The sequence below is a fragment of the Mesorhizobium hawassense genome (assembly GCF_003289945.1).
GTDB classification, from domain to species: Bacteria; Pseudomonadota; Alphaproteobacteria; order Rhizobiales; family Rhizobiaceae; genus Mesorhizobium; species Mesorhizobium hawassense.
The window spans coordinates 318,105-337,351 of record NZ_QMBP01000005.1 but is presented as its reverse complement, the minus strand read 5'-3'; the positions used below and the strand labels follow the sequence as shown (position 1 = coordinate 337,351).

The window sequence follows — 19,247 nt, the reverse complement described above, 5'->3', positions numbered from 1 at the left end:
AGGTCCGCTGCCGTTGCCCGGCCGTGGTCAAGCGGCGCCCGCGGCCGGTCGTGCAGACCCTGCGGGCCGAACTCGCGATAGCGTTCCAGCCATTTGTAGCCGGTCTTGCGCGAGATCTCGAAGGCCGCGCACAACTGCGTCATCGTCTCCTCGCCAGATAGGCATTCCACAACAAAACGAAGCCGCTCATCCATGAGCCCTGTCTCTCGCCAAACCATCGCCGGTCCTCCCGGCGGGCGAGAAAACTGTCACCCATCTAATCGGTCCATTCTGTTACCTATCTATCCGGTTCGGACAGTGAAAATCCGTTCTCCCCCACAAGGGGGGAGATAGGCGCTCTGCGGAACAGCGCACAAGAACTGCGGCAAACCAAACATTTCGCCGCGGAAAGCAGACCTATCATCACCGCGCAGGCAACGGCGCCCCGGTGGTCGCGTCCGCCCCCGCGCCTGACGATCCCGGGGCGCCCAACAACAGAGGGAACGACGATGAAATTCATGCTGACCGACAGAAAACTGCACCCGCAAGCGAAGCCGACCGCCGACGAGTTCAAGACTGGCGCGATCAGCCGGCGCGAATATCTGGCGCTGATGGCCGGCCTCGGCGTCAGCGCCGCCGGCGCGATGGCGCTGGGCGGGATTGTCGCCTCGCCCGCCCGCGCCGCCGAACCGAAGCGCGGTGGCACTTTGCGCGTGGCGATGAATGTCAAGGGCTTCAAGGACCCGCGCACCTTCGACGGCGTCGAGATGTCGAATGTCGCGCGCCAGTGCAATGAATATCTGGTGCGCTGGAAGACCGACTTTTCCTTCGAGCCGTGGCTGCTGGAAAGCTGGGAAACCAGCGACGACGCCAAAACGATCACGCTGCACGTGCGCAAGGACATCACCTGGTCGAATGGCGACATTTTCAACGCCGACGACGTGATCCACAACCTCAACCGCTGGTGCGACGCCTCCGTCGCCGGCAATTCGGTTGCCGCGCGCATGGGCGCGCTGGTCAACGCCGACACCAAGAAGCCGGTCGATGGCGGCATCCAGAAAGTCGACGACTACACCGTCAAGCTCAACCTGCCGAAGCCCGACATCTCGCTGATCGCCGGCATGGCGGATTATCCGGCGCTGATCATGCATCGCTCCTATGAGGGCGACGCCGACCCGAAGAAGGCCCTAGCGATCACCACCGGCCCGTGCGAGCTGGTGAGCTGGGACGCCGAGACCGGCGCGGAGGTGAAGCGCAAGGACAAGCCCTGGTGGAAGGGCGAGTTCTATCTCGACGGCATCAAATGGGTCGATTACGGCTCCGACCCCAACGCCATGCTGTCGGCCTTCGAATCCGGCGAGATCGACACCGACCACGAGACCGCCTCGGACGCCGTCTCGCAGACCGACAAGATGGGCCTGCGGAATTCGGAGATCGCCACCGGCTCGACCATCGTCGCGCGCTTCAATGTCGGCAACGCGCCCTATGACGACGTCAAGGTGCGCCGCGCCGCCCAGCTTGCCGTCGACAATGCGGCGGTGCTGAAGCTCGGCCTCGATGGTCGCGGAAAACCCGCCGACAACCACCATGTCGGCCCGATGCATCCGGAATTCGCCGATATCGGTCCGGCCAAGCGCGATGTCGAACAGGCCAAGAGGCTGATCGCGGAAGCCGGCAAGGCCGACCATGAATATGAGCTGATCTCGGTCGACATCGAATGGCAGAAAAGCACCGCCGACGCGATCGCGGCGCAGATCCGCGAGGCGGGCCTCAAGATCAAGCGCACCGTGCTGCCGGCCGCGACCTTCTGGAACGACTGGAGCAAGTTCCCCTATTCCTGCACCGAGTGGCTCGGCCGCCCGCTCGGCGTGCAGGTGCTGGCGCTTGCCTACAAGTCGGGCGCGGCCTGGAACGAAAGCGCTTATGCGAACAAGGAGTTCGACGAGCTTCTCGACAAGGCGCTCGCAACACCGGACGCCGCGCAGCGCAAGGAGATCATGGGCAAGATCGAGACCAATTTGCGCGACTCCGGCATCATCATCCAGCCCTATTGGCGCTCGGTCTACCGCACCTATCGCAAGGGCGTGCAGGGCTGTGAACAGCACCAGTCGCTCGAGCAGCATTTCGAGAAAGTCTGGCTGGAGTCCTGATCCTCCCGGGACGGCACGCGGCCGGCGCGGCGTTCAAAGCCGCGCCGGCCGTTGCTTTCAACCCTCATGTCGCTGACGACGGGCCCACCGACATTCGCTCGATGATCGTCGTTGGCAGCACGATCCTTTCGGGCGGCCGGTCGTCGCCTTTCAGGCGGCGTATCAACAGCTCCGCTACCGATTTTCCCAGCGCATAGACCGGCTGGTCGATGACCGTGATCGGCGGCGTCGTCACGCTCGTCCAGTCGGCGTCGTGGAAGGTGATCAGCGATATGTCGCGCGGGATGTTGAGGCCGCATTCGCGGATCGCCTTGAACAGGTCGAGCGCCACGACACTGTCGGACGCCAGGATCGCCGTCGGCCGGTTGTCACTGCGGAGCAGGCGCTGCATCACGGCATGCGCGCTCTCCGATCGTCCACTGCCGAAATGGATGTTGCGCTCCGCTCCTTCGATCGCTGCATCGCGGCAGGCATCGAGGAAGCCCAGGATGCGCTCGCGCACGGTGGAGGTATTGATCTTCGAGGCAGCGCCACGAAACTCGCCCGACAGAACGGCGGCGGTGACATAGGCGATCCGTCGGTGCCCTGCTCGCGTCAGCATGCGCGTGGCGCGCAGCGCGGCATCGCGGTCGTCGACCGTGACGGTGTCGACGTCGAGCTCCGGCAAAGCGCGGTCGAGCAGCGCGAGCGGACAGGCAATCTCGGCAAGATGGCCGATGTCCCCGGACTGGGCCGGCGTCACGATCAGGCCGTCGACCTGCTTTGCCAGCAGAACACGTATCGCGCTCTTCTCAGCTTCGACGTCCTCGCCCGAATTGGCCAGGATGACGTTGATGCCTGACAGGCGCGCCACATCGCTGATGCCGCGCACGGCAAGCGAGAAGAACGGGTTCTCGATGTCGCCGACGACGACGCCGATACTGCCCGAGCGCCCCGTCGTCATGCTGCGCGCCAGTTCGTTCGGGCGGTAGTCGAGCGCCTTCGCCGCTTCGAGCACGGCCGCGCGGATTGCCTCGCTCACAGTGCCATAGCCGCCCAGAACGCGCGCCGCCGTCGCCTTCGAAACCTTCGCTTCGCGGGCGACGTCGCTGACGGTGACGGAGGGAGCCTTGGGTGGCCGCTTCATTGTGGACAAGTCGCCTTCAAATTTGTTTGACGGATCGTCGTTCCCATGCCTACAAATGTCAAGAGACCGGTCTCATTGCCTTTTGAGACCGGTCTCACAAGAAAAAGAGCGCCGGGAGGCGTCAGATCGCAAGGCCGTATCGAAATGTTCGCTGCACCCCGCACGGACCGATCTTCAGAGTGGAGAACAACCATGAACATCAGAGGTCTTTTCATATCGAGCCGGCGGCAGCGCATCGGCTCCTTCGTCTTCGCGGTAGCACTTGCCGCCCTGTCGCTGCCCAAGGCCTGGGCGGCGGACAATCCCTACAATCTCATCGACCCCAAGACGATCAGCGTCGGCACGATGGGCGACGCCAAGCCCTATGCCTTCACCACCGCCGACGGCAAGTTCACCGGCTTCGATCTCGAGTTCTTTCTCAATGTGGTCGGGCGGATGGGCTTCAAGCCGGAACAGGTGACCTTCACCGGCCAGGAGTTTTCGGCGCTGATGCCTTCGGTCGCCAACCAGCGCTTCGACGTGGCCGTTGCGGCGATCGGAACCACGGAGAAGCGCAAGCAGACGGTCGATTTTTCCGACGGCTATCTCGCCGGATACCTGTCGGTGCTGACCTCGGACCCCAAGATAACCAGCGCCGAAGGTCTTGCAGGCAAGCGTCTCGGCGTCGTGCAGGGCACGCTGCAGGAGATCTACGCCACCAAGAACTTCACGGGCACCGACCTGGTGAAATTCCCGGACAACAATTCGGCCATCGCCGCGCTCAATAACGGCACGGTCGATGGTCACTTCCTCGACTATGAGGCGGCCAAGCAATATGGCGAGCGTTATCCGGCGCTGAAGATCGCCCTCAACATCCCGTCCTTCGACGCGCCGGCCGGCTTCGTCATCCGCAAGGGCAACGATACCTTCCGCGAAGCGCTCAACAAGGGCATCCACGAAGCCATGCAGGACGGCACCTGGCGCGATCTCTACCAGAAATGGTTCCCCGGATCGCCGATGCCGGAGCAATATCTCCCCAAGAAGTGACCTCAGCACTGCCGCCGGCGTGAATGCCGGCGGCCCTTTATGCAGGCATGAGCGATCGCACGGGCAACAGGTATGCCTTTGCGCAAGGCAGGTTGGCGGATGGATTGGCTGGAAAACCTTCGGCGCAGCTTCTTCGATTGGGACGCGATGGCATCGGTGCTGCCGTCCTTGCTCGCCGTCGGCTTGAGGAACACGCTGATCCTCGCCGCGGCATCGACCGTGCTCGGCATCTTCATCGGCATGGTGCTTGCGGTCATGGGCATCTCGCGCTCCGCCTGGCTGCGGATCCCGGCGCGCGTCTACACCGACATCTTTCGCGGGCTGCCGGCGATCCTCACCATTCTCCTGATCGGCCAGGGTTTCGCCCGCATCGGCCGCGAGTTGTTCGGCCCCTCGCCCTACCCGCTCGGTATCCTGGCGCTCAGCCTGATTGCCGGCGCCTATATCGGCGAGATTTTTCGCTCGGGCATCCAGAGCGTCGAAAGCGGGCAGATGGAAGCGTGCCGCGCGCTGAGCATGAGCTACGGCCAAGGGATGAGGCTGATCGTGGTACCGCAGGGCATACGCCGCGTGCTTCCCGCTTTGGTCAACCAGTTCATCGGCAACGTCAAGGATTCCAGCCTCGTCTATTTCCTCGGCCTGCTTGCCTCGGAGCGCGAGATATTTCGCATCGGCCAGGACCAGGCTGTCGTCACCGGCAATCTGTCGCCGCTGCTGCTGGCCGGCATGTTCTATCTGATCATCACCGTGCCGCTGACCCATCTGGTCAACACCATCGACAGCAGGCTGCGGCTCGGCAAGCAGAAGCCGGGCGGCGTCGTCAGCGGGCTTGTCGAGGTCGGCGAGTTGAAGACAGGCAAGGCCTCGCCGGCGGCGCGACCGGCCATCAAGGCCGGCAGCCTCGAGGTGCGCGATCTCGACATGGCCTATGGCGAGTTGCAAGTGCTGAAGCAGATCAGCCTCAAGGTCGAGCCGGGGACGGTTACCTGCGTCATCGGCCCTTCGGGTTCCGGGAAGTCGACACTGCTGCGTTGCCTCAACCGGCTGGTCGAGCCCAAGGCCGGCGACATCCTGCTCGACGGCGAAAGCATCCTGGCAATGAAGCCTGAAAAGCTTCGCCGCCGTGTCGGCATGGTGTTCCAGCATTTCAACCTGTTCCCGAACCATACGGCGATCGAGAACGTCATGCTGGCGCTGACCAGGATCAAAGGCATGGCGGGAAGCCAGGCACGGCATTTGGCCGAAGCGCAGCTTTCAGAGGTGGGTCTGGCGGCGCGCGCCGATTACCGGCCGAGCCGTCTGTCGGGCGGCCAGCAGCAGCGCGTCGCGATCGCCCGGGCGCTTGCCATGGAGCCCGAAGTCATCCTGTTCGACGAGGTGACCAGCGCGCTCGATCCCGAGCTGGTCAAGGGCGTGCTGAACCTGATGGCCGATCTCGGCCGGCGCGGCATGACGATGATCGTCGTCACCCACGAGATGGGCTTTGCCCGCAAGGTGGCGGACCAGGTCGCCTTCATGGATGAGGGCCGCATCGTCGAAGTCGGCCCGCCGGCGGAGATATTCGACGCCCCGAAGAGCCCAAGGCTTAAGCAATTCCTCGCCGAGGTGCTGTGAGCCATCCCGCCGCGCCCTCTCCCAAAACCATGATCTGAGCACCGAAAGCTTGCATGAATGACTGAAAAATCCGCTCTCAAGGTCGCCGTCATCGGCGGCGGCATCTTCGGCGTCTCCACCGCCGTCCATCTCGCCAGGCTCGGCGCGCAAGTGACGATCGTCACCGACGGGCCCGTCGCCAATGGCGCATCGTCGCGCTCGCTTGCCTGGCTCAATTCGGCGCGAAAGCGCTCGACTGCCTACCATGAGTTCCGCATGGCGGGCCTCGACCGCTACAGGAAGCTGGCCGCCAAGCACAATTGCGGCGCGTGGCTGCGGCTGGACGGCGGCCTCACCTGGGACGCCGACGATACCACCAACCAGATCGCGGACATCTTCCGCCACGAGCAGGCGCTCGGCTACCAGACGCGGCTTCTCTCACCCGGCGACATCGCTGCCGTCACACCAGGTGTCGACGCCAAGGCCGTCACTCGCCAAGGCGCCATCTTCAATGCCGGCGAAGGCTGGGTCGACCTGCCTTCGCTGATCGGGTTGCTGCTGAAGGAGTTCAGCGAGCGCGGCGGTCGGATCATCACGGATGCCGGGGCAGCTGATGTCATCCTCGCCAATGGCCGCGCGACCGGCGTGAGAACCGCCTCCGGCCAGATCATCGACGCAGACACCGTCGTCGTCGCGACAGGCCCGGCGGTGCCGGCGATGGCGGCGAAAGCCGGCCGGCGCATCGGCGACGGCACGACGCGCGCGCTGCTCGTCTTCAGCAAGCCGATCCAACACCCGCTGCGCGCCGTGCTCAACACGCCGCGCGTCGCCATCCGGCCGACGCCGAACGGCGGTTTCGCGCTCGACTCGGCATGGTCGGAGGAGGAAGTCATCGTGCGCGACGACGGCACCTACGAGGCCAAGCCATCGACGATCGCGGGCCTGCTCGATGAAGCCTCGAAGGTGCTGGAGGGCAATCCGACGCTCGCAATGGCAAGCCATCATATGGGGCCGAAGCCCATACCCTCGGATGGCGAGCCGGTGATCGGCCAGTTGACCGGCATCCCCGGCTACCACGTCGTCTTCAGCCACAGCGGCGCGACGCTCGGTCTGGTCGCCGGCGAATTGCTGGCCGGCGAGATCGTCAGCGGCACGCCCAGCCCATTGCTGGAATCGTTTCGCCCTTCCCGGTTCGACAGCTGAGAAGCTGTTTGCCAAGCCCATGCCTTTCGGCTCAGATTGCGCCTGAGCGGCCTCGCCGCCCGGAATGCAAGAAGACAGCAGAGCATGGATCACTTCGACCTCGGCACCTACCGCCGGCCCATTTCCACATCCTCGACCGAGACGCAGCGCTGGTTCGATATCGGGCTGAACTGGTGCTACGGCTTCAACCACGAGGAAGGGATAAAGTGCTTCGAGAAGGCGCTGGAGACCGATCCAGCTTGCGCCTTCGTGCATTGGGGCATCGCCTATGCCGCCGGACCTTTCTACAACCTCACCTGGAAAGAGCATGGCAAGGCTGAGGCCGACCATGTCGCCAAACGCTGTTTCGAGCATGTGCGGCTTGCGCAAGCCAATGCGGCGAGAGCGAGCGCTGTCGAACAGCGGCTGATCGAGGCGCTCGGCACCCGCTTCCAAGAACCGCATGGCGTGAGCGCCGGCGAATTCGAAAAATGGGACGATGCCTATGCCGCAGCGATGCGGCAGGTTTTTCGGGACTTCCCGGACGACCATGACGTGATGGCGCTGACCGTCGAGGCGCTGATGATGCGCACGGTGCGGCGCCTGTGGAACCTCAAGACAGGCGCGCCGGCGCCGAATTCGGACGTGCTCGAGGCGCTGGAGATCTGCGAGCGCTCTATCCGGATGTCGGACGAGGCGGGCACCACGCCGCATCCGGCGGCGCTGCATCTCCACATCCACCTGCTCGAAATGTCGACGCAGCCCGAACGTGGCATGCGCTCGGCGGAACGGCTGGGCACGATGTGTCCCGACGCCGGCCACATGAACCACATGCCGGGGCATATCCATGTGCTGTGCGGCGAATATGAGAAGGCCAAGATCGCCAGCGAGAAGGCGGTGCGCGCCAACGACCTCTATCTCGCCTATGCCGGCGAGCCGACCTACTACCTGCTCGGCTGCTGCCACGACCTGCATCTGATGATGTTCACTTGCATGTTCCTCGGCCAATACCGCCCCGCGCTGTGGGCGGCCGACAAGGTGCGCAGCCTGGTGACGCGCGATGTCGTCAGCATTGCCGAGCGGCCGAAGCTGACACAGACAGTCGAGGGCTATCGCGCGATGAAATCGCATGTTCAGGTGCGCTTCGGGCGCTGGCGCGAGATCATCGACGAGCCGATGAACGGCGAGCCGGAACTCTACGTTCTGACCGCCGCCCTGCAGCATTACGCCAAGGGCGTGGCGCATGCGACGCTGCGCGACTTCGCGGCGGCCGAGCGTGAACGCGATCTATTTAGCCGGCAAATCGATGGCATTTCGCCGGAACGCCGCTTCCTCAGCAACCCGACGAAAGCCTCGCTCGCGGTGGGCACCGCGCTGCTCGACGGCGAACTCGCCTACCACCAGGGCCGGCACGGCGAGGCCTACGAGCACCTCCGCCACGCGGTCGAGCTCGACGACAATCTATCCTACACCGAGCCATGGGCCTGGATGCATCCGCCGCGCCACGCGCTGGCCGCCCTGCTGCTCGATCAGGGCCACGCGGCCGAGGCCGAGCAGGTCTATCGCGACGATCTCGGCTTGAGCGGCGCCGTGCAGCGCTGCGCCCAGCATCCCGACAATGTCTGGGCGCTGCACGGGCTGGTCGAATGCCTGAAGCGGCGCGGCGAGAAAGAAGAGCTGCCGGGGTTGCAGGCGAAGCTTGCCGCGGCGCTGGCCAAGGCTGATGTGGCGATTACTTCGTCATGCCTGTGCCGGACGAGCGTGCAGTCGGGGCCTAGCTGTTGTCACTGAGACGCGGCCGCCCGATCAACCGGAACGGCTTCCCCTTCAAGAGAAAATCTCCGCCAGATCCTCGACGCTGGTGCCTTCCTTGATGCGCCGCAACTCAACGTAAGTGGCCGTGATTGCTATGGATGTCACCGTCCACGTGATTGCTGATACAATCGCGCTCGGGATTGTACCGACGATCAGTGCAGAGATTGACGTAATCAAATCCGGCCTGGGTCTAAACATGAAAGCCAAGGCCACGCGCGTGACGAACCACAGCCCAAAGACGATCGAAAACAGGACGAATATCGGCCAGCGATATCCTCTGGTCAGGGCGCGGCTACGCGACATCGAAGAGCCCCTCCCAAGCCGCTCCTCGACGGGAACGGCAACAGACATTCCCAGCCCCCAAAAGATAAAGGACGCAATCAAAACAGCGAGTCCCTCCGAGGGAGTGAGAAACCCGGTGTAAAGCGGCGCATCGCTCGCGAAAAAGAAGAGAAGATAAATTGCAAAACCTATCCCCATGATAGGGAGACAGTGCCGCAGTGCTGCCTGAATACAGCCGCCAACCGATGGGCGACTGCCATTGATGTCGTCTATCGCCGCTCTCGAAAGGACCGCAAATCCCAGGAAATTTGCCGCAATGACTAACAGTCCAGAAGCAAGGGCGGAGCCCAGGTTGGCCACGATCGACCACGGGCTGCCGCCGCCATACACACCCATCAGATATGCCAATATTGGCCAGAACCGGACCGCCCACAAATTAACCAACGTCAGGGGCAGTACGAAGAAAACCACGCCAAAAACGAGCGAGAGGATCAAATTCCGTCCTATAAAGCGGATGGTATTGTTGATTACTTTCCCCACTTGAAATTTCCCCGACTGCCCCTGGGTCGCCCACGTCATGAATTTAAAGCCATTCGCTAAGAGAAGATTTCCGCCAGTTCGTCGACGCTGGCGCCTTCCTTGACCTGGCGCAGCTCGACATAGGTGACGGCGATCGCCAACGAAATCACCGCCGAGAAGATGCTCGACAGCAGGCTGCCTCCCACTGCCCCGACGATGATGCCGGAGCCGCTGAGGCCGCTGGCGGTCGCCAGGGCAAATCTGAACAGCAGCGAGAACGCCGCCTGAAGCAGCCCGGCCGCGATGCCAATGACCAGTAGCAGGCCAAAGATCGGCCAGCGGCTGCCTTTGGTCAGCGCCCGGCTGCGCGATATCGAACCGAACACGCCGAGCCTTTCCTGAACCGCCACGGGGATCGAAACCGAAATGCTGATGAACCACATCGCTGCCGGGATCGCTGCCACGGCAATACCGATGAGCGCACCGACGAAGGCGCCACCAAAGGCGAAAATCGAGGCGACGACACCGATCACGATGCCGGCCACTATCAGCGCAAGAAAGACGATGAAGCCGATGCCCAGCATCGGAAAGAACCTGCGCAACGCGATCTGGATACAGTCGCCGACCGCCGGACGCCTGCCGTTCAGGTCCTCGACCGCCAGCCGTACCAATGCTGCCTGCGCAAGCAAGCCGAGCAAGAGAAACACCAGGCCGGCGACCACCGATACGGCTGCCAACCTCGCCATGTCCGGACGATCGAAGGCAGAGGCGCCCGCAGCCTCACGCATCCTGGCAAGCTGGGTGAGGTTCCAAAAATTGTAGATCAACGTAGGCGCCGCTGAAAACAGGCCGACGATCGCGGCCAGCGGACCGAAACTGCGGCCGATGACCGAGAATGTGTTGCTGAACACCCGGCCAATCCTGAACTTCTCCGACCTGCCGCTTGCGATCGACGCCATATTATATTCCCCCCTTCTAATGAATACGCAAAATTGAACAGTATCCGCAAGATTGATACTTGCGGTTTGGGGGCGTTGCAATTCTCCTGTCGTATTGCCTGTGTCGCCGACAGGAAGCGGAGGGTAAGCCGAAGCCTCCCCCGCCAATCTGGCGACGGTTCCGTTCCTCGCTTGCCGGACAGCCGCGCCCGGTTACGAGAAGATCTCGGCCAGTTCGTCGATGCTGGTGCCTTCCTTGGCCTGGCGCAGTTCGACGTAGCTCACCGCGGTCGCGATCGACAGCACCATCGAAACAATCGTCTGAACCAATGCCGCTCCAATCTCGGCAATGATACCGCCGAACATGACGAGAAAGAGCAGCATTCCCCACTGAACGATCATCGCGATGATGATGAGGATGAGGAACAGGCCGAACAGCGACCAGCGGCTGCCCTTGGTCAGCACGCGGCTGCGTGACATCGAGCCGAACACGCCCTGCCTTTCCTGAATGAGAACCGGGACCGACATCGACCAGCCAAGCCAAAGGATTACGCCGGGCACGATCAGCGCAAGGGTCGCGAGACCCGCGCCGAGAGCGACAAGCAGGCCAATGCCCAGTGTCGGCAGCAGAAAGCGGATCGCGATCTGAATGCAGTCTCCGAAGGACGGCCGCTTGCCGTTGAGGTCCTCGATGGTCGCCCGCACCAGCGCCGATTGCAGCAGCAGCCCGCAAACGAAGGCGATCAGCCCGCCAATCACGCTGACATATGAGAAGCTCTGGAACGCAGCATTGACGTTTCCGTTGGGAGCCTCCTGTACCACGGCATTTATCTGCGGTTGCGTCAAAACCCTGATGATCAATGCCGGGAGCCCTGAGAACAGCGCCGCCAACCCGATGCACAATCCGATGTTTCGTCCTATCACCCCGAAGGTGTTGTTGAACACCCTGCCGATCTCGAATCTGCCGGGCCGTCCCAATGTCGCAGTGGTCATGATAATTTCCCCCGAGTCGCCGCCGTGTCCAATCGACAACTTCAAAGTAAATTTGCCAAGATTGAAGGGCTACGTCCAGTGCACTTGCAATTGTCATGGCGTATTGCCAGTGTCAGCCGCGAACCGCAGGTTGCAGGGGGAACGAGCGGGTGACTGACGCCGCGCGGCTGAACACGGTTGATCCCGAATGGCTGGCCAAAGTGCACAAGCAACTGCTGGCCGATGATTCGATACAGTTTGCCTTGCCGGGCTTTGTGCGGCCGGAGCCGCCAGAGTGGCTGAAGCCGTTGCTGGATGCCCTGGCCAAGCTCGGCCCCTACATGATCTACCTGTTCTGGGGCGCGGTGATCATCGGCGTCGCGATCATCGTGCTGCTTCTCGTTCTCGAGGCACAGGGTGTCGCCTGGCGGCTGCCATGGTGGCGTAAGCGCCAGGAAACCGAGGCGGCGACGGAGGAGTGGCGGCCGGACGCGGGTGCCGCGCAGGTCCTGCTCTCCGAGGCCGATGCGCTGGCCGCGCGCGGCGAGTTTGACGAGGCGGTGCATCTTCTCTTGCGCCGCAGCGTCGCCGACATCGCCACCCGCTTGCCCGATTTCCTGCGGCCCTCGCTCACCGCGCGCGACATCGCGGCGGCTGGCTCGATCCCCACCCGGCCCCGCGCCGCCTTCAGTGAGATCGCCCGCATCGTCGAAGCCGCGCTGTTCGCCCGTCGCCCGGTCGGCGCCGAAGGCTGGCAGCAGGCACGCGGCGCCTATGAGCGTTTCGCCTTCCGGGATGCCTGGGCATGAGCGCGGCGACGACGGAAGCAGCGCAGGAACCGTTCAGTCGCAAGACGCTTTTCTGGGGCATTTTCGCCAGCCTGCTGGCGGCGGCCGGCTTCTTCCTGCTCTCCACCTATGCGCCCGATTTCCGCAAGCCCGAAGGCGGCGCCACGCCACTCTCGAAAGGCGGCACCGGTTATGCCGGGCTTGTCGAATGGATCAAACTGACCGGCGGACCGGCATTCATGGCCCGCAACGAGAAAGACCTGTCCAGCAGAATCCCGCTGGTGGTCACCATAGCGCCCGACAGCGACCCGGCCGCGCTCGACCGCATCATCAAGCTTCGCTCGGGCAAGACCACCCTCTTCGTGCTGCCCAAATGGATCACCTTGCCGTCGCAGGAGCGCGAAGGCTGGGAGATGAGGATCGAACGGCTGCCGACCACCGTCGTCAATGACTGGCTGGGCCGCATCGCCAAGGCGAAGCTCGGCGAAGGCAAAAGCACGGCCGCCCAGGTCGATATCGACGGCCACAAAATTCCGGTACCCGACGAGCTGCAATGGGTGGCCGACGATGACCCTTTGATCGCGACCCGCGACGGCAAGGCGATCCTGACGGAACTCGACAGTGAGCCCTTCTATATCCTGACCGATCCCGATCTGATCAACAACGCGGCATTGGGTGACGAGCAGAAAGCGGTCGCAGCGCTTGCTGTCATCGAGATGATCGAGTCGCGCGTCGGTGCGGTCATGTTCGACCTGACGCTGCACGGCATCGGCCAGAAATACGATCTCGCCAAGCTCTTGGTCGAACCGCCCTTCCTGGCTTTGACGCTTTCGGTGCTGGTGGCGGCCGCACTTGCCTTCCTGCACGGGCTCGGCCGCTTCGGCCCGCCGCGCGCGGAAGGCCGCGCCATCGCCTTCGGCAAGCGGGCGCTGGTCGACACCACGGCGACGCTGCTGAGACGCGCCGGGCGGCTGCAGGGGCTTGGCGACCGCTATGCGACATTAGTGCGGCAGCGCGCCGGCGCCTTGCTCGGTGCGCCACATGGGCTGCAGGGCGAAGCGCTCGACCACTGGCTCGATTCCCGCGACAAGGGCGAGGCGGGCGGCTTCAGCCAGCGCTTCAAAGCCGCGAACGAATCCAACAATTTGGCCGCAATGCATGAGGCAGCCGAACAGCTGCATGACTGGACGGCAAGGAGGCTCGGTGAACGTCGATGAAGTGAAGGCACTGGCGAGCGCGATCAGGGAAGAAGTGGCAAAAGCAATCACCGGGCAGCGCGACACCGTCGATCTGATGCTGACGGCGCTGTTCGCCGGCGGCCATATCCTGCTCGAAGGCCCGCCGGGCACCGCCAAGACCATGACGGCGCGCTGCTTCGCGCAGGCGCTCGGCATAACCTATGGCCGCATCCAGTTCACGCCCGACCTGATGCCCGGCGACATCGTCGGCGCCAACATCTACAATTTCCAGACCGGGCAATTCACGCTGACGCGCGGCCCGATCTTCTGCGACCTTCTGCTTGCCGACGAAATCAACCGCACGCCGCCGAAGACGCAGGCAGCGCTGCTCGAAGCCATGCAGGAGCACGCCGTCACCTTCGACGGCACCACGCATTCGCTCGGCGGGAATTTCATGGTGGTGGCGACGCAGAACCCGATCGAGCATCAGGGCGTCTATCCGCTGCCCGAAGCGCAGCTCGACCGTTTCCTGTTCAAGCACAGGGTGAGCTATCCGGATCCCAAGGAAGAGCGCGCCATCATCATCCATCACGGCGGCGGCTCGGCCTCGCACGACATCGAGCAATACGGCATCAAGGCGCGGACCGATCGCAAGACGCTCGAAGCAGCAGTCGCCACGGTCGGCGACGTCACGCTGGTCGACGATGTCGTCGGCTATATCGCGGCCCTCGTGCGCGGCACGCGCGAGAGCCCCGACCTCGAAGTCGGCGCCAGTCCGCGGGCGGGCGCCATGCTGGCGAGGGCCGCGCGCGCCAGGGCGGCGCTCGATGGCCGCAACTACGTCATTCCCGACGACGTCAAGGCTTTGGCCGTGCCGGCGCTGCGCCACCGCGTCGTTCTTTCGCCGGCGGCGCAGATCGATGGGCGTCTGGTCGAGCAGATCGTCTCCGACCTCGTCGACCATACGGAAGCGCCGCGTTGATCTATCCGAGCGGTCGAGCGGTCTGGGCGGCGGCGGCGGGGGCGATCCCGGCCTTCCTGATCGCGCTCGTGCTGCCCTCTGTCTGGTATCTCGGCCTGTCGTGGATCTGCCTGCTGCTCGCCTTCCTGGCGGTGGACGCGGCCGCCGGACGAGGCCGCGCCGCGCTCAACGCGACGCTGACGGCGCCGCCGCAGGTCGGCGTCGGCGGGCGCTTCACGCTGCATATCGCGGCCGGCCTCGGCGCAAGGCTGCGGCGCCTGCAGGCGCGGGTCGGGCACGACCAGCGGGTGCAGCCGGTCGCGGGCACCGGCGGCGCGCTGCCGGCCAATGGCGGCACGCTCGACCTCGAATTCGAGGCCATCCGCCGCGGCATCTCGAATTTCGACCGGCTGTGGCTGCGCTGGCAGGGCCCGTTCGGGCTGGTGTGGAACCAGGTCATATTGCCCGTCGACCGCAAGGTTGCGGTGCTGCCCAACGTCAACAGCGCGCGCGACGAGGCGATCACGCTCCTGCAGCGCTCGGCCCTCGCCGACGGCCATGCGCAAAAGCGCGCCGGCCAGGGCCGCGAATTCGAAGCGCTGAAGGACTACCAGCCCGGCATGGGCCGGCGCATGATCGACTGGAAGCGCAGCGCCCGCCATGGCAAGCTCTTGGCGCGCGAATTCCGAATCGAGGAGAACAACAACATCGTCTTGGCCATCGATAGCGGCCGCCTGATGTGCGAGCCGGTCGACGGCGTGCCGAAAGTCGACCGCGCCGTGACGGCAGCGCTTCTGTCGGCCTTCATCGCGCTCAAGGGTGGCGATCTCGTCAGCCTTTTTTCCTTCGACGCCAGGCCGCGTGTCTCCAGCGGCGCCGTGCGCGGTTCGCCAAGCTTCACCATGATCCAGAAGCGCGCCGCCGAGATCGACTATTCGAGCGAGGAAACCAACTTCACCCTGGCGCTGACGACGCTTTCGGCCAAGCTCGACCGGCGCTCTCTGGTCATCATCTTCACCGATTTCGTCGATCCGATCAGCGCCGAACTGATGCTGCGCACCGTCGGCCGGCTGACGGAGCGGCATCTGGTGCTGTTCATGCTGATGCGGGATGTGGAGCTCGAAACGCTGGCCGACATGGCGCCGGCGACGCCCGAGGATGTCGCCCGCGCCGTCACTGCCGGCGACCTTTTGCGGCAGCGGCAAGTGGTGATCGGCCGCCTCAGGCTGCTCGGCGCGCATGTCATCGAGGCTGACCACCAGCGGCTCGGCCCGGCGCTCGTCGAGCGCTATATCCAGCTCAAGGAGGAGAACCTCTTATGACGCTGTCCGTCGGCACCGATGCGGTGCGCCAGTCGCTGGCCAGCTTCCGCCAGGAGCGCGAAGCCGACTGGAAGGCCTTCGAGTCGCTGCTGGCGCGCGTCGAGAAGCGCGCGCCGCGCGCGCTGTCGGAAGACGAATTGCTGTCGCTGCCGCTCCTCTACCGTTCGGCGCTGTCCTCGCTTTCGGTGGCGCGCGCAACCTCGCTCGACAGCGCGCTGATCGCCTATCTCGAGGCGCTCTGCCTGCGCGGCTATTTCTATCTCTACGGCGCGCGGCGAAGCTTGCGGACGCGCATCGGCGACTTCTTCCTGCACGACTGGCCGGCGGCGATCCGCGACCTTTGGCGCGAAGTGTGGACGTCGGTTGCCCTCACGGTGATCGGCGCGATTGCCGGCTATTGGCTGGTCGCCTCCGACAAGCGCTGGTACGACGCCATCATCGCGCCGAGCTTGGCGGGCGGGCGCAACCCGGATTCGTCGGCCGAGACGCTGCGCAGCGTGCTTTACGGCGGCGGCGATCATTTTCTGTCGGGCTTTGCCGCCTATCTCTTCACCCACAACACGCAGGTCTCGATCCTGGCCTTCGCGCTGGGTTTCGCCTTCGCCGTGCCCAGCGTGCTGATCATCCTGATGAATGGCTGCATGCTCGGCGCTATTTTCCAGATCTATGCCGCCAAGGGGCTCGGCTTCGAGCTCGGCGGCTGGCTTTCGATCCACGGCACGACGGAGCTGTTCGCCATCGCCATCGCGGGTGCCGCGGGCATGCGCATCGGCACCAGCATCGCCTTCCCCGGCGAATTGGCCCGCATGGCCGCCGCCGCACGGGCCGGCCGCGTGGCGGCGACCGCGATGATCGGCGTCACGGTGATGCTGCTTTTTGCCGGCCTCCTCGAAGGCATCGGCCGGCAGACCATCACCAGCGACATCGTCCGCTATTCGATCGGCGGCGGCATGCTGGCTTTCTGGATCTCATATTTCTACCTGTTCCGTATGGTGCGGCATGGCGACCGCTAGGGCCAAGGTCAAGACCAGGAGCCCGGCGGCGCTAATCCGCCCGCTGGTCACGCCGGAGGGCGTCGACCTCAGGGTCAAGCTGGCGGATGCCGGCACGCGCGCTGCGGGGTTCCTGCTCGACGTGGTGATCATCATCGTGGCTGCGGTCGTGGTCAGCCTCGTCGGGCTGTTCGGACTTGGCGGCCTCGGCGTGAAGGACGCGGAACCGCTGTTCATCGTCTGGATCATCTTCATCTTCTTCCTGCGCAACGTCTATTTCATCGCCTTCGAGGCCGGCCGGCGAGCCGCCACGCCGGGCAAGCGCTTGGTCGGCACCAGGGTCGCCTCGCGCAGCGGCGCCGGCCTCACCCTCGACCAGGTCATCGCGCGCAACCTGATGCGCGAGATCGAAGTGTTCCTGCCGCTGTCGATCCTCGCCGCGCGCGCCAGCGCCGACGTCGCCGATACGCTCACGACCATCTTCGGCCTGGTCTGGGCGCTGCTGTTCTCGCTGTTCCCGCTGTTCAACCGCGACCGGCTCAGAATCGGCGACCTGCTTGCCGGCACCTGGGTGGTCGAAGCGCCGAAAGTGGCACTGGTCGAGGATCTCTCGCAGCGCAAGGACCCGGTCGCGGCGCGCTTCCAGTTCAGCCCGGCGCAGCTCGACGCCTATGGCATCGCCGAACTGCAGAAGCTCGAGGAAGTGCTGCGCCGCGACGACTATTCCGCGCTGAAGGCGGTGGCCGAGACCATCGCCCGCAAGATCGGCGCCAGGGTCGAGCCGATCGATTCAAAGGCATTTCTCACCGCCTATTACGGCGAGCTCCGCGCGCACCTGGAACGCAAGCTGCTGCTGGGGAACCGCAAGGCGGATAAGTATGCGCGGTAGGCAGATTTGGGCACGCCAGAAACTGGCTATCCGGGACACTTGAAATGGCTTGGGTATGGTACGATCGATTAGACACTCCGTTCCAGCCAGCGGTTTTTGACTACAGTTCACCGGTGAACGCATCAGACGCGATGACGGCGATCCCGATCGACACAAGTCGCGGCCGTCCCTTGTTTCGTGCCAAATCAAACGTGAAGAATTTCGAGCGCCTTCACTGCCCGCCAGTCGGTGACCCACCAGCCGTCGACGATTTGTGGCAAAAGATAATTCTGCAGTTCGTGCCAAAGCATCTCGTCCAATTCTATCCAATCACCTTGGTTGCCCGAGATGGCGTGACCCAGAAATTCTCCTGGGTGCTTCCGTTGGGCCGGGTGCGCTGCATCGACCCCGAACGATCAGACGTTACCAGCAAGATCGAACGATCCGGGGTAACACATATAATTTCATGCAGTTATTACGTTCACCATGAAAACTGCTTGAGAGGCCTTCACCTGGCAAGGGACGAGCAGCAGTTAAACCATATCGTCGTTTCGCAGGAATTGAGGGACGCCCTAGCCGCAACGGGGGAGTCGTCGATGTTTTTCCGACCTGAAGACATCCCTAGCTTCTTACGAAGAATCGTTCATTGAACATGGGCGCTCCGCCTATGAGCGCTCCTACCCCACCCACTTTTCATAATCCGACACCAAAAGGTGCACCGGGGCGACGTCCTCGTCGACGTTGGAGAAGCGGCCGATCGGCTCGCGGAAGACGTTGTCGGTGAGGTCGTCATTGACCGTCGAGACCTCGCCGATCAGCACGGCCTTGCCCTCGGCCCAGAAGGCGTGCCAGACGCCGGGGAGCAGCGTGACGCTCTGGCCGGGATCGAGCTTCAGCAGCCCGCCCGCCGGCAATCTGGTGATGGTGCCGTCGACCGGCACCGAGACTTCGGCCTTCGGGTCGATGCCGCCGTCGCGGTCGTGCATGAACAGTTCCAGCACCAGCTTGCCGCCGCCGCGGTTGATGATGTCCTCGGCCTTGATGTTGTGGCGGTGCATCGGCGAGAGCTGGTCCTTGCGCGAGATCATGATTTTCTCGGCATAGAGCATGCCCATGCCGAGCTTCATGTCCTCGTAGCGGCCGTTGCGCACGGTGAAGAGGAACAGGCCGAGCTCGTCGAACTTCTCCTGGCCGTAGTCGGTGATGTCCCAGCCGAGGCGCGAGGTGAAGATGGCCGCGGAGTCGGCCCTGCGCGCCTTCATCTCTTCGGGCGACCAATAGGCGAAGGGCGGCATGATATAGCCGAAAGAGCGAATGAAGGCGTCGGCTTCGCGGATGATGTCGTTGATCTTGGAGCGCTTCATGGGTTTTTCCTTCCTGCCGCTGCCTGCTGAAATCTGCCCCTCCGAATAGCCCAATGCCGGTTCGCTGTCGACGCAAACTCACGGTTCTGGCCCGTGACATCGGTTGCGTTCGGGGCCATAAACCCAACTGATTTGATTTAACGCGATGTCTTTGTCCGGAAGCGGGTCGCCGTTCGGAAGACATGCCCTGAA

At 63.9% G+C, this 19,247-nt stretch carries 18 protein-coding genes; 12 read left to right on the top strand and 6 right to left on the bottom strand.

All coding sequences use genetic code 11. The features are described from left to right. Positions 1 to 218 (bottom strand): helix-turn-helix domain-containing protein (locus DPM33_RS14100; protein WP_146770247.1); only part of this gene is annotated, 218 nt, incomplete at its 3' end. Positions 219 to 488: 270 nt separating this feature from the next. Here DPM33_RS14100 and DPM33_RS14095 point away from each other — a divergent pair. Further along, on the top strand, positions 489 to 2,129 hold the full coding sequence (locus DPM33_RS14095) for an ABC transporter substrate-binding protein (protein ID WP_112098031.1): 1,641 nt from the start codon (positions 489 to 491) through the stop codon (positions 2,127 to 2,129). Positions 2,130 to 2,193: 64 nt separating this feature from the next. On the opposite strand, the gene DPM33_RS14090 is transcribed toward DPM33_RS14095, so the two are convergent. Further along, complete coding sequence (locus DPM33_RS14090) at positions 2,194 to 3,255, bottom strand: LacI family DNA-binding transcriptional regulator (RefSeq protein ID WP_112098030.1); 1,062 nt, start codon at positions 3,253 to 3,255, stop codon at positions 2,194 to 2,196. A 192-nt stretch (positions 3,256 to 3,447) separates the two neighbouring features. Here DPM33_RS14090 and DPM33_RS14085 point away from each other — a divergent pair, with 192 nt between their 5' ends. The 4 genes from DPM33_RS14085 to DPM33_RS14070 all read left to right on the top strand — a co-directional run bounded on the left by DPM33_RS14085 (position 3,448) and on the right by DPM33_RS14070 (position 8,847). Beyond that, positions 3,448 to 4,281, top strand: a complete 834-nt coding sequence (locus tag DPM33_RS14085; RefSeq protein ID WP_112098029.1) for an ABC transporter substrate-binding protein — start codon at positions 3,448 to 3,450, stop codon at positions 4,279 to 4,281. A gap of 99 nt (positions 4,282 to 4,380) precedes the next feature. Next, the gene (locus DPM33_RS37425; RefSeq protein ID WP_112098060.1) at positions 4,381 to 5,895 is read left to right on the top strand and encodes an amino acid ABC transporter permease/ATP-binding protein; all 1,515 of its coding nucleotides are present in this window, start codon (positions 4,381 to 4,383) and stop codon (positions 5,893 to 5,895) included. Between the two features lie 57 nt (positions 5,896 to 5,952). Continuing rightward, entirely contained in the window at positions 5,953 to 7,077 is a 1,125-nt protein-coding gene (locus DPM33_RS14075) for an NAD(P)/FAD-dependent oxidoreductase (protein WP_112098028.1), read from the top strand. A gap of 84 nt (positions 7,078 to 7,161) precedes the next feature. Continuing rightward, positions 7,162 to 8,847 carry a tetratricopeptide repeat protein gene (locus DPM33_RS14070; protein ID WP_112098027.1) on the top strand — a complete coding sequence of 562 codons (1,686 nt, stop codon included), beginning with the start codon at positions 7,162 to 7,164 and terminating at the stop codon, positions 8,845 to 8,847. A gap of 36 nt (positions 8,848 to 8,883) precedes the next feature. On the opposite strand, the gene DPM33_RS14065 is transcribed toward DPM33_RS14070, so the two are convergent. Genes DPM33_RS14065 through DPM33_RS14055 form a run of 3 tightly spaced genes read right to left on the bottom strand, consistent with a single transcriptional unit; the run spans position 8,884 to position 11,603 of the window. Beyond that, positions 8,884 to 9,693 carry a hypothetical protein gene (locus DPM33_RS14065; protein WP_146770246.1) on the bottom strand — a complete coding sequence of 270 codons (810 nt, stop codon included), beginning with the start codon at positions 9,691 to 9,693 and terminating at the stop codon, positions 8,884 to 8,886. 56 nt (positions 9,694 to 9,749) lie between these two features. Continuing rightward, positions 9,750 to 10,778 carry a DUF7847 domain-containing protein gene (locus tag DPM33_RS14060; RefSeq protein WP_245442142.1) on the bottom strand — a complete coding sequence of 343 codons (1,029 nt, stop codon included), beginning with the start codon at positions 10,776 to 10,778 and terminating at the stop codon, positions 9,750 to 9,752. 45 nt (positions 10,779 to 10,823) lie between these two features. Beyond that, positions 10,824 to 11,603 carry a hypothetical protein gene (locus DPM33_RS14055; RefSeq protein ID WP_112098024.1) on the bottom strand — a complete coding sequence of 260 codons (780 nt, stop codon included), beginning with the start codon at positions 11,601 to 11,603 and terminating at the stop codon, positions 10,824 to 10,826. A 149-nt stretch (positions 11,604 to 11,752) separates the two neighbouring features. On the opposite strand from DPM33_RS14055, the gene DPM33_RS14050 reads away from it, so the two are divergent. The 7 genes from DPM33_RS14050 (at position 11,753) to DPM33_RS37750 (ending at position 18,341) form a co-directional block, all read left to right on the top strand. Then, positions 11,753 to 12,391 (top strand): DUF4129 domain-containing protein, encoded by a 639-nt coding sequence (locus DPM33_RS14050; protein ID WP_245442141.1) that lies wholly within the window; start codon positions 11,753 to 11,755, stop codon positions 12,389 to 12,391. Further along, a complete protein-coding gene (locus DPM33_RS14045; RefSeq protein WP_112098022.1) occupies positions 12,388 to 13,587 on the top strand; it encodes a DUF4350 domain-containing protein in 1,200 nt (399 codons plus the stop codon). The genes DPM33_RS14050 and DPM33_RS14045 overlap by 4 nt, the downstream gene beginning before the upstream one ends. Further along, positions 13,574 to 14,530 carry an AAA family ATPase gene (locus tag DPM33_RS14040; protein WP_112098021.1) on the top strand — a complete coding sequence of 319 codons (957 nt, stop codon included), beginning with the start codon at positions 13,574 to 13,576 and terminating at the stop codon, positions 14,528 to 14,530. The genes DPM33_RS14045 and DPM33_RS14040 overlap by 14 nt, the downstream gene beginning before the upstream one ends. After that, on the top strand, positions 14,527 to 15,831 hold the full coding sequence (locus DPM33_RS14035) for a DUF58 domain-containing protein (RefSeq protein WP_112098020.1): 1,305 nt from the start codon (positions 14,527 to 14,529) through the stop codon (positions 15,829 to 15,831). Before DPM33_RS14040 ends, DPM33_RS14035 begins: the two co-directional genes overlap by 4 nt. After that, on the top strand, positions 15,828 to 16,844 hold the full coding sequence (locus DPM33_RS14030; RefSeq protein ID WP_112098019.1) for a stage II sporulation protein M: 1,017 nt from the start codon (positions 15,828 to 15,830) through the stop codon (positions 16,842 to 16,844). The genes DPM33_RS14035 and DPM33_RS14030 overlap by 4 nt, the downstream gene beginning before the upstream one ends. Beyond that, complete coding sequence (locus tag DPM33_RS14025) at positions 16,831 to 17,712, top strand: RDD family protein (RefSeq protein ID WP_112098018.1); 882 nt, start codon at positions 16,831 to 16,833, stop codon at positions 17,710 to 17,712. Before DPM33_RS14030 ends, DPM33_RS14025 begins: the two co-directional genes overlap by 14 nt. Positions 17,713 to 17,990: 278 nt before the next feature. Continuing rightward, on the top strand, positions 17,991 to 18,341 hold the full coding sequence (locus DPM33_RS37750) for an imm11 family protein (protein WP_425373502.1): 351 nt from the start codon (positions 17,991 to 17,993) through the stop codon (positions 18,339 to 18,341). Positions 18,342 to 18,368: 27 nt separating this feature from the next. Here the strand turns inward: DPM33_RS37750 and DPM33_RS14020 are convergent, their stop codons facing one another. Next, a complete protein-coding gene (locus tag DPM33_RS14020; RefSeq protein WP_112098017.1) occupies positions 18,369 to 19,055 on the bottom strand; it encodes a D-lyxose/D-mannose family sugar isomerase in 687 nt (228 codons plus the stop codon). Between the last annotated feature and the right edge of the window lie 192 nt (positions 19,056 to 19,247).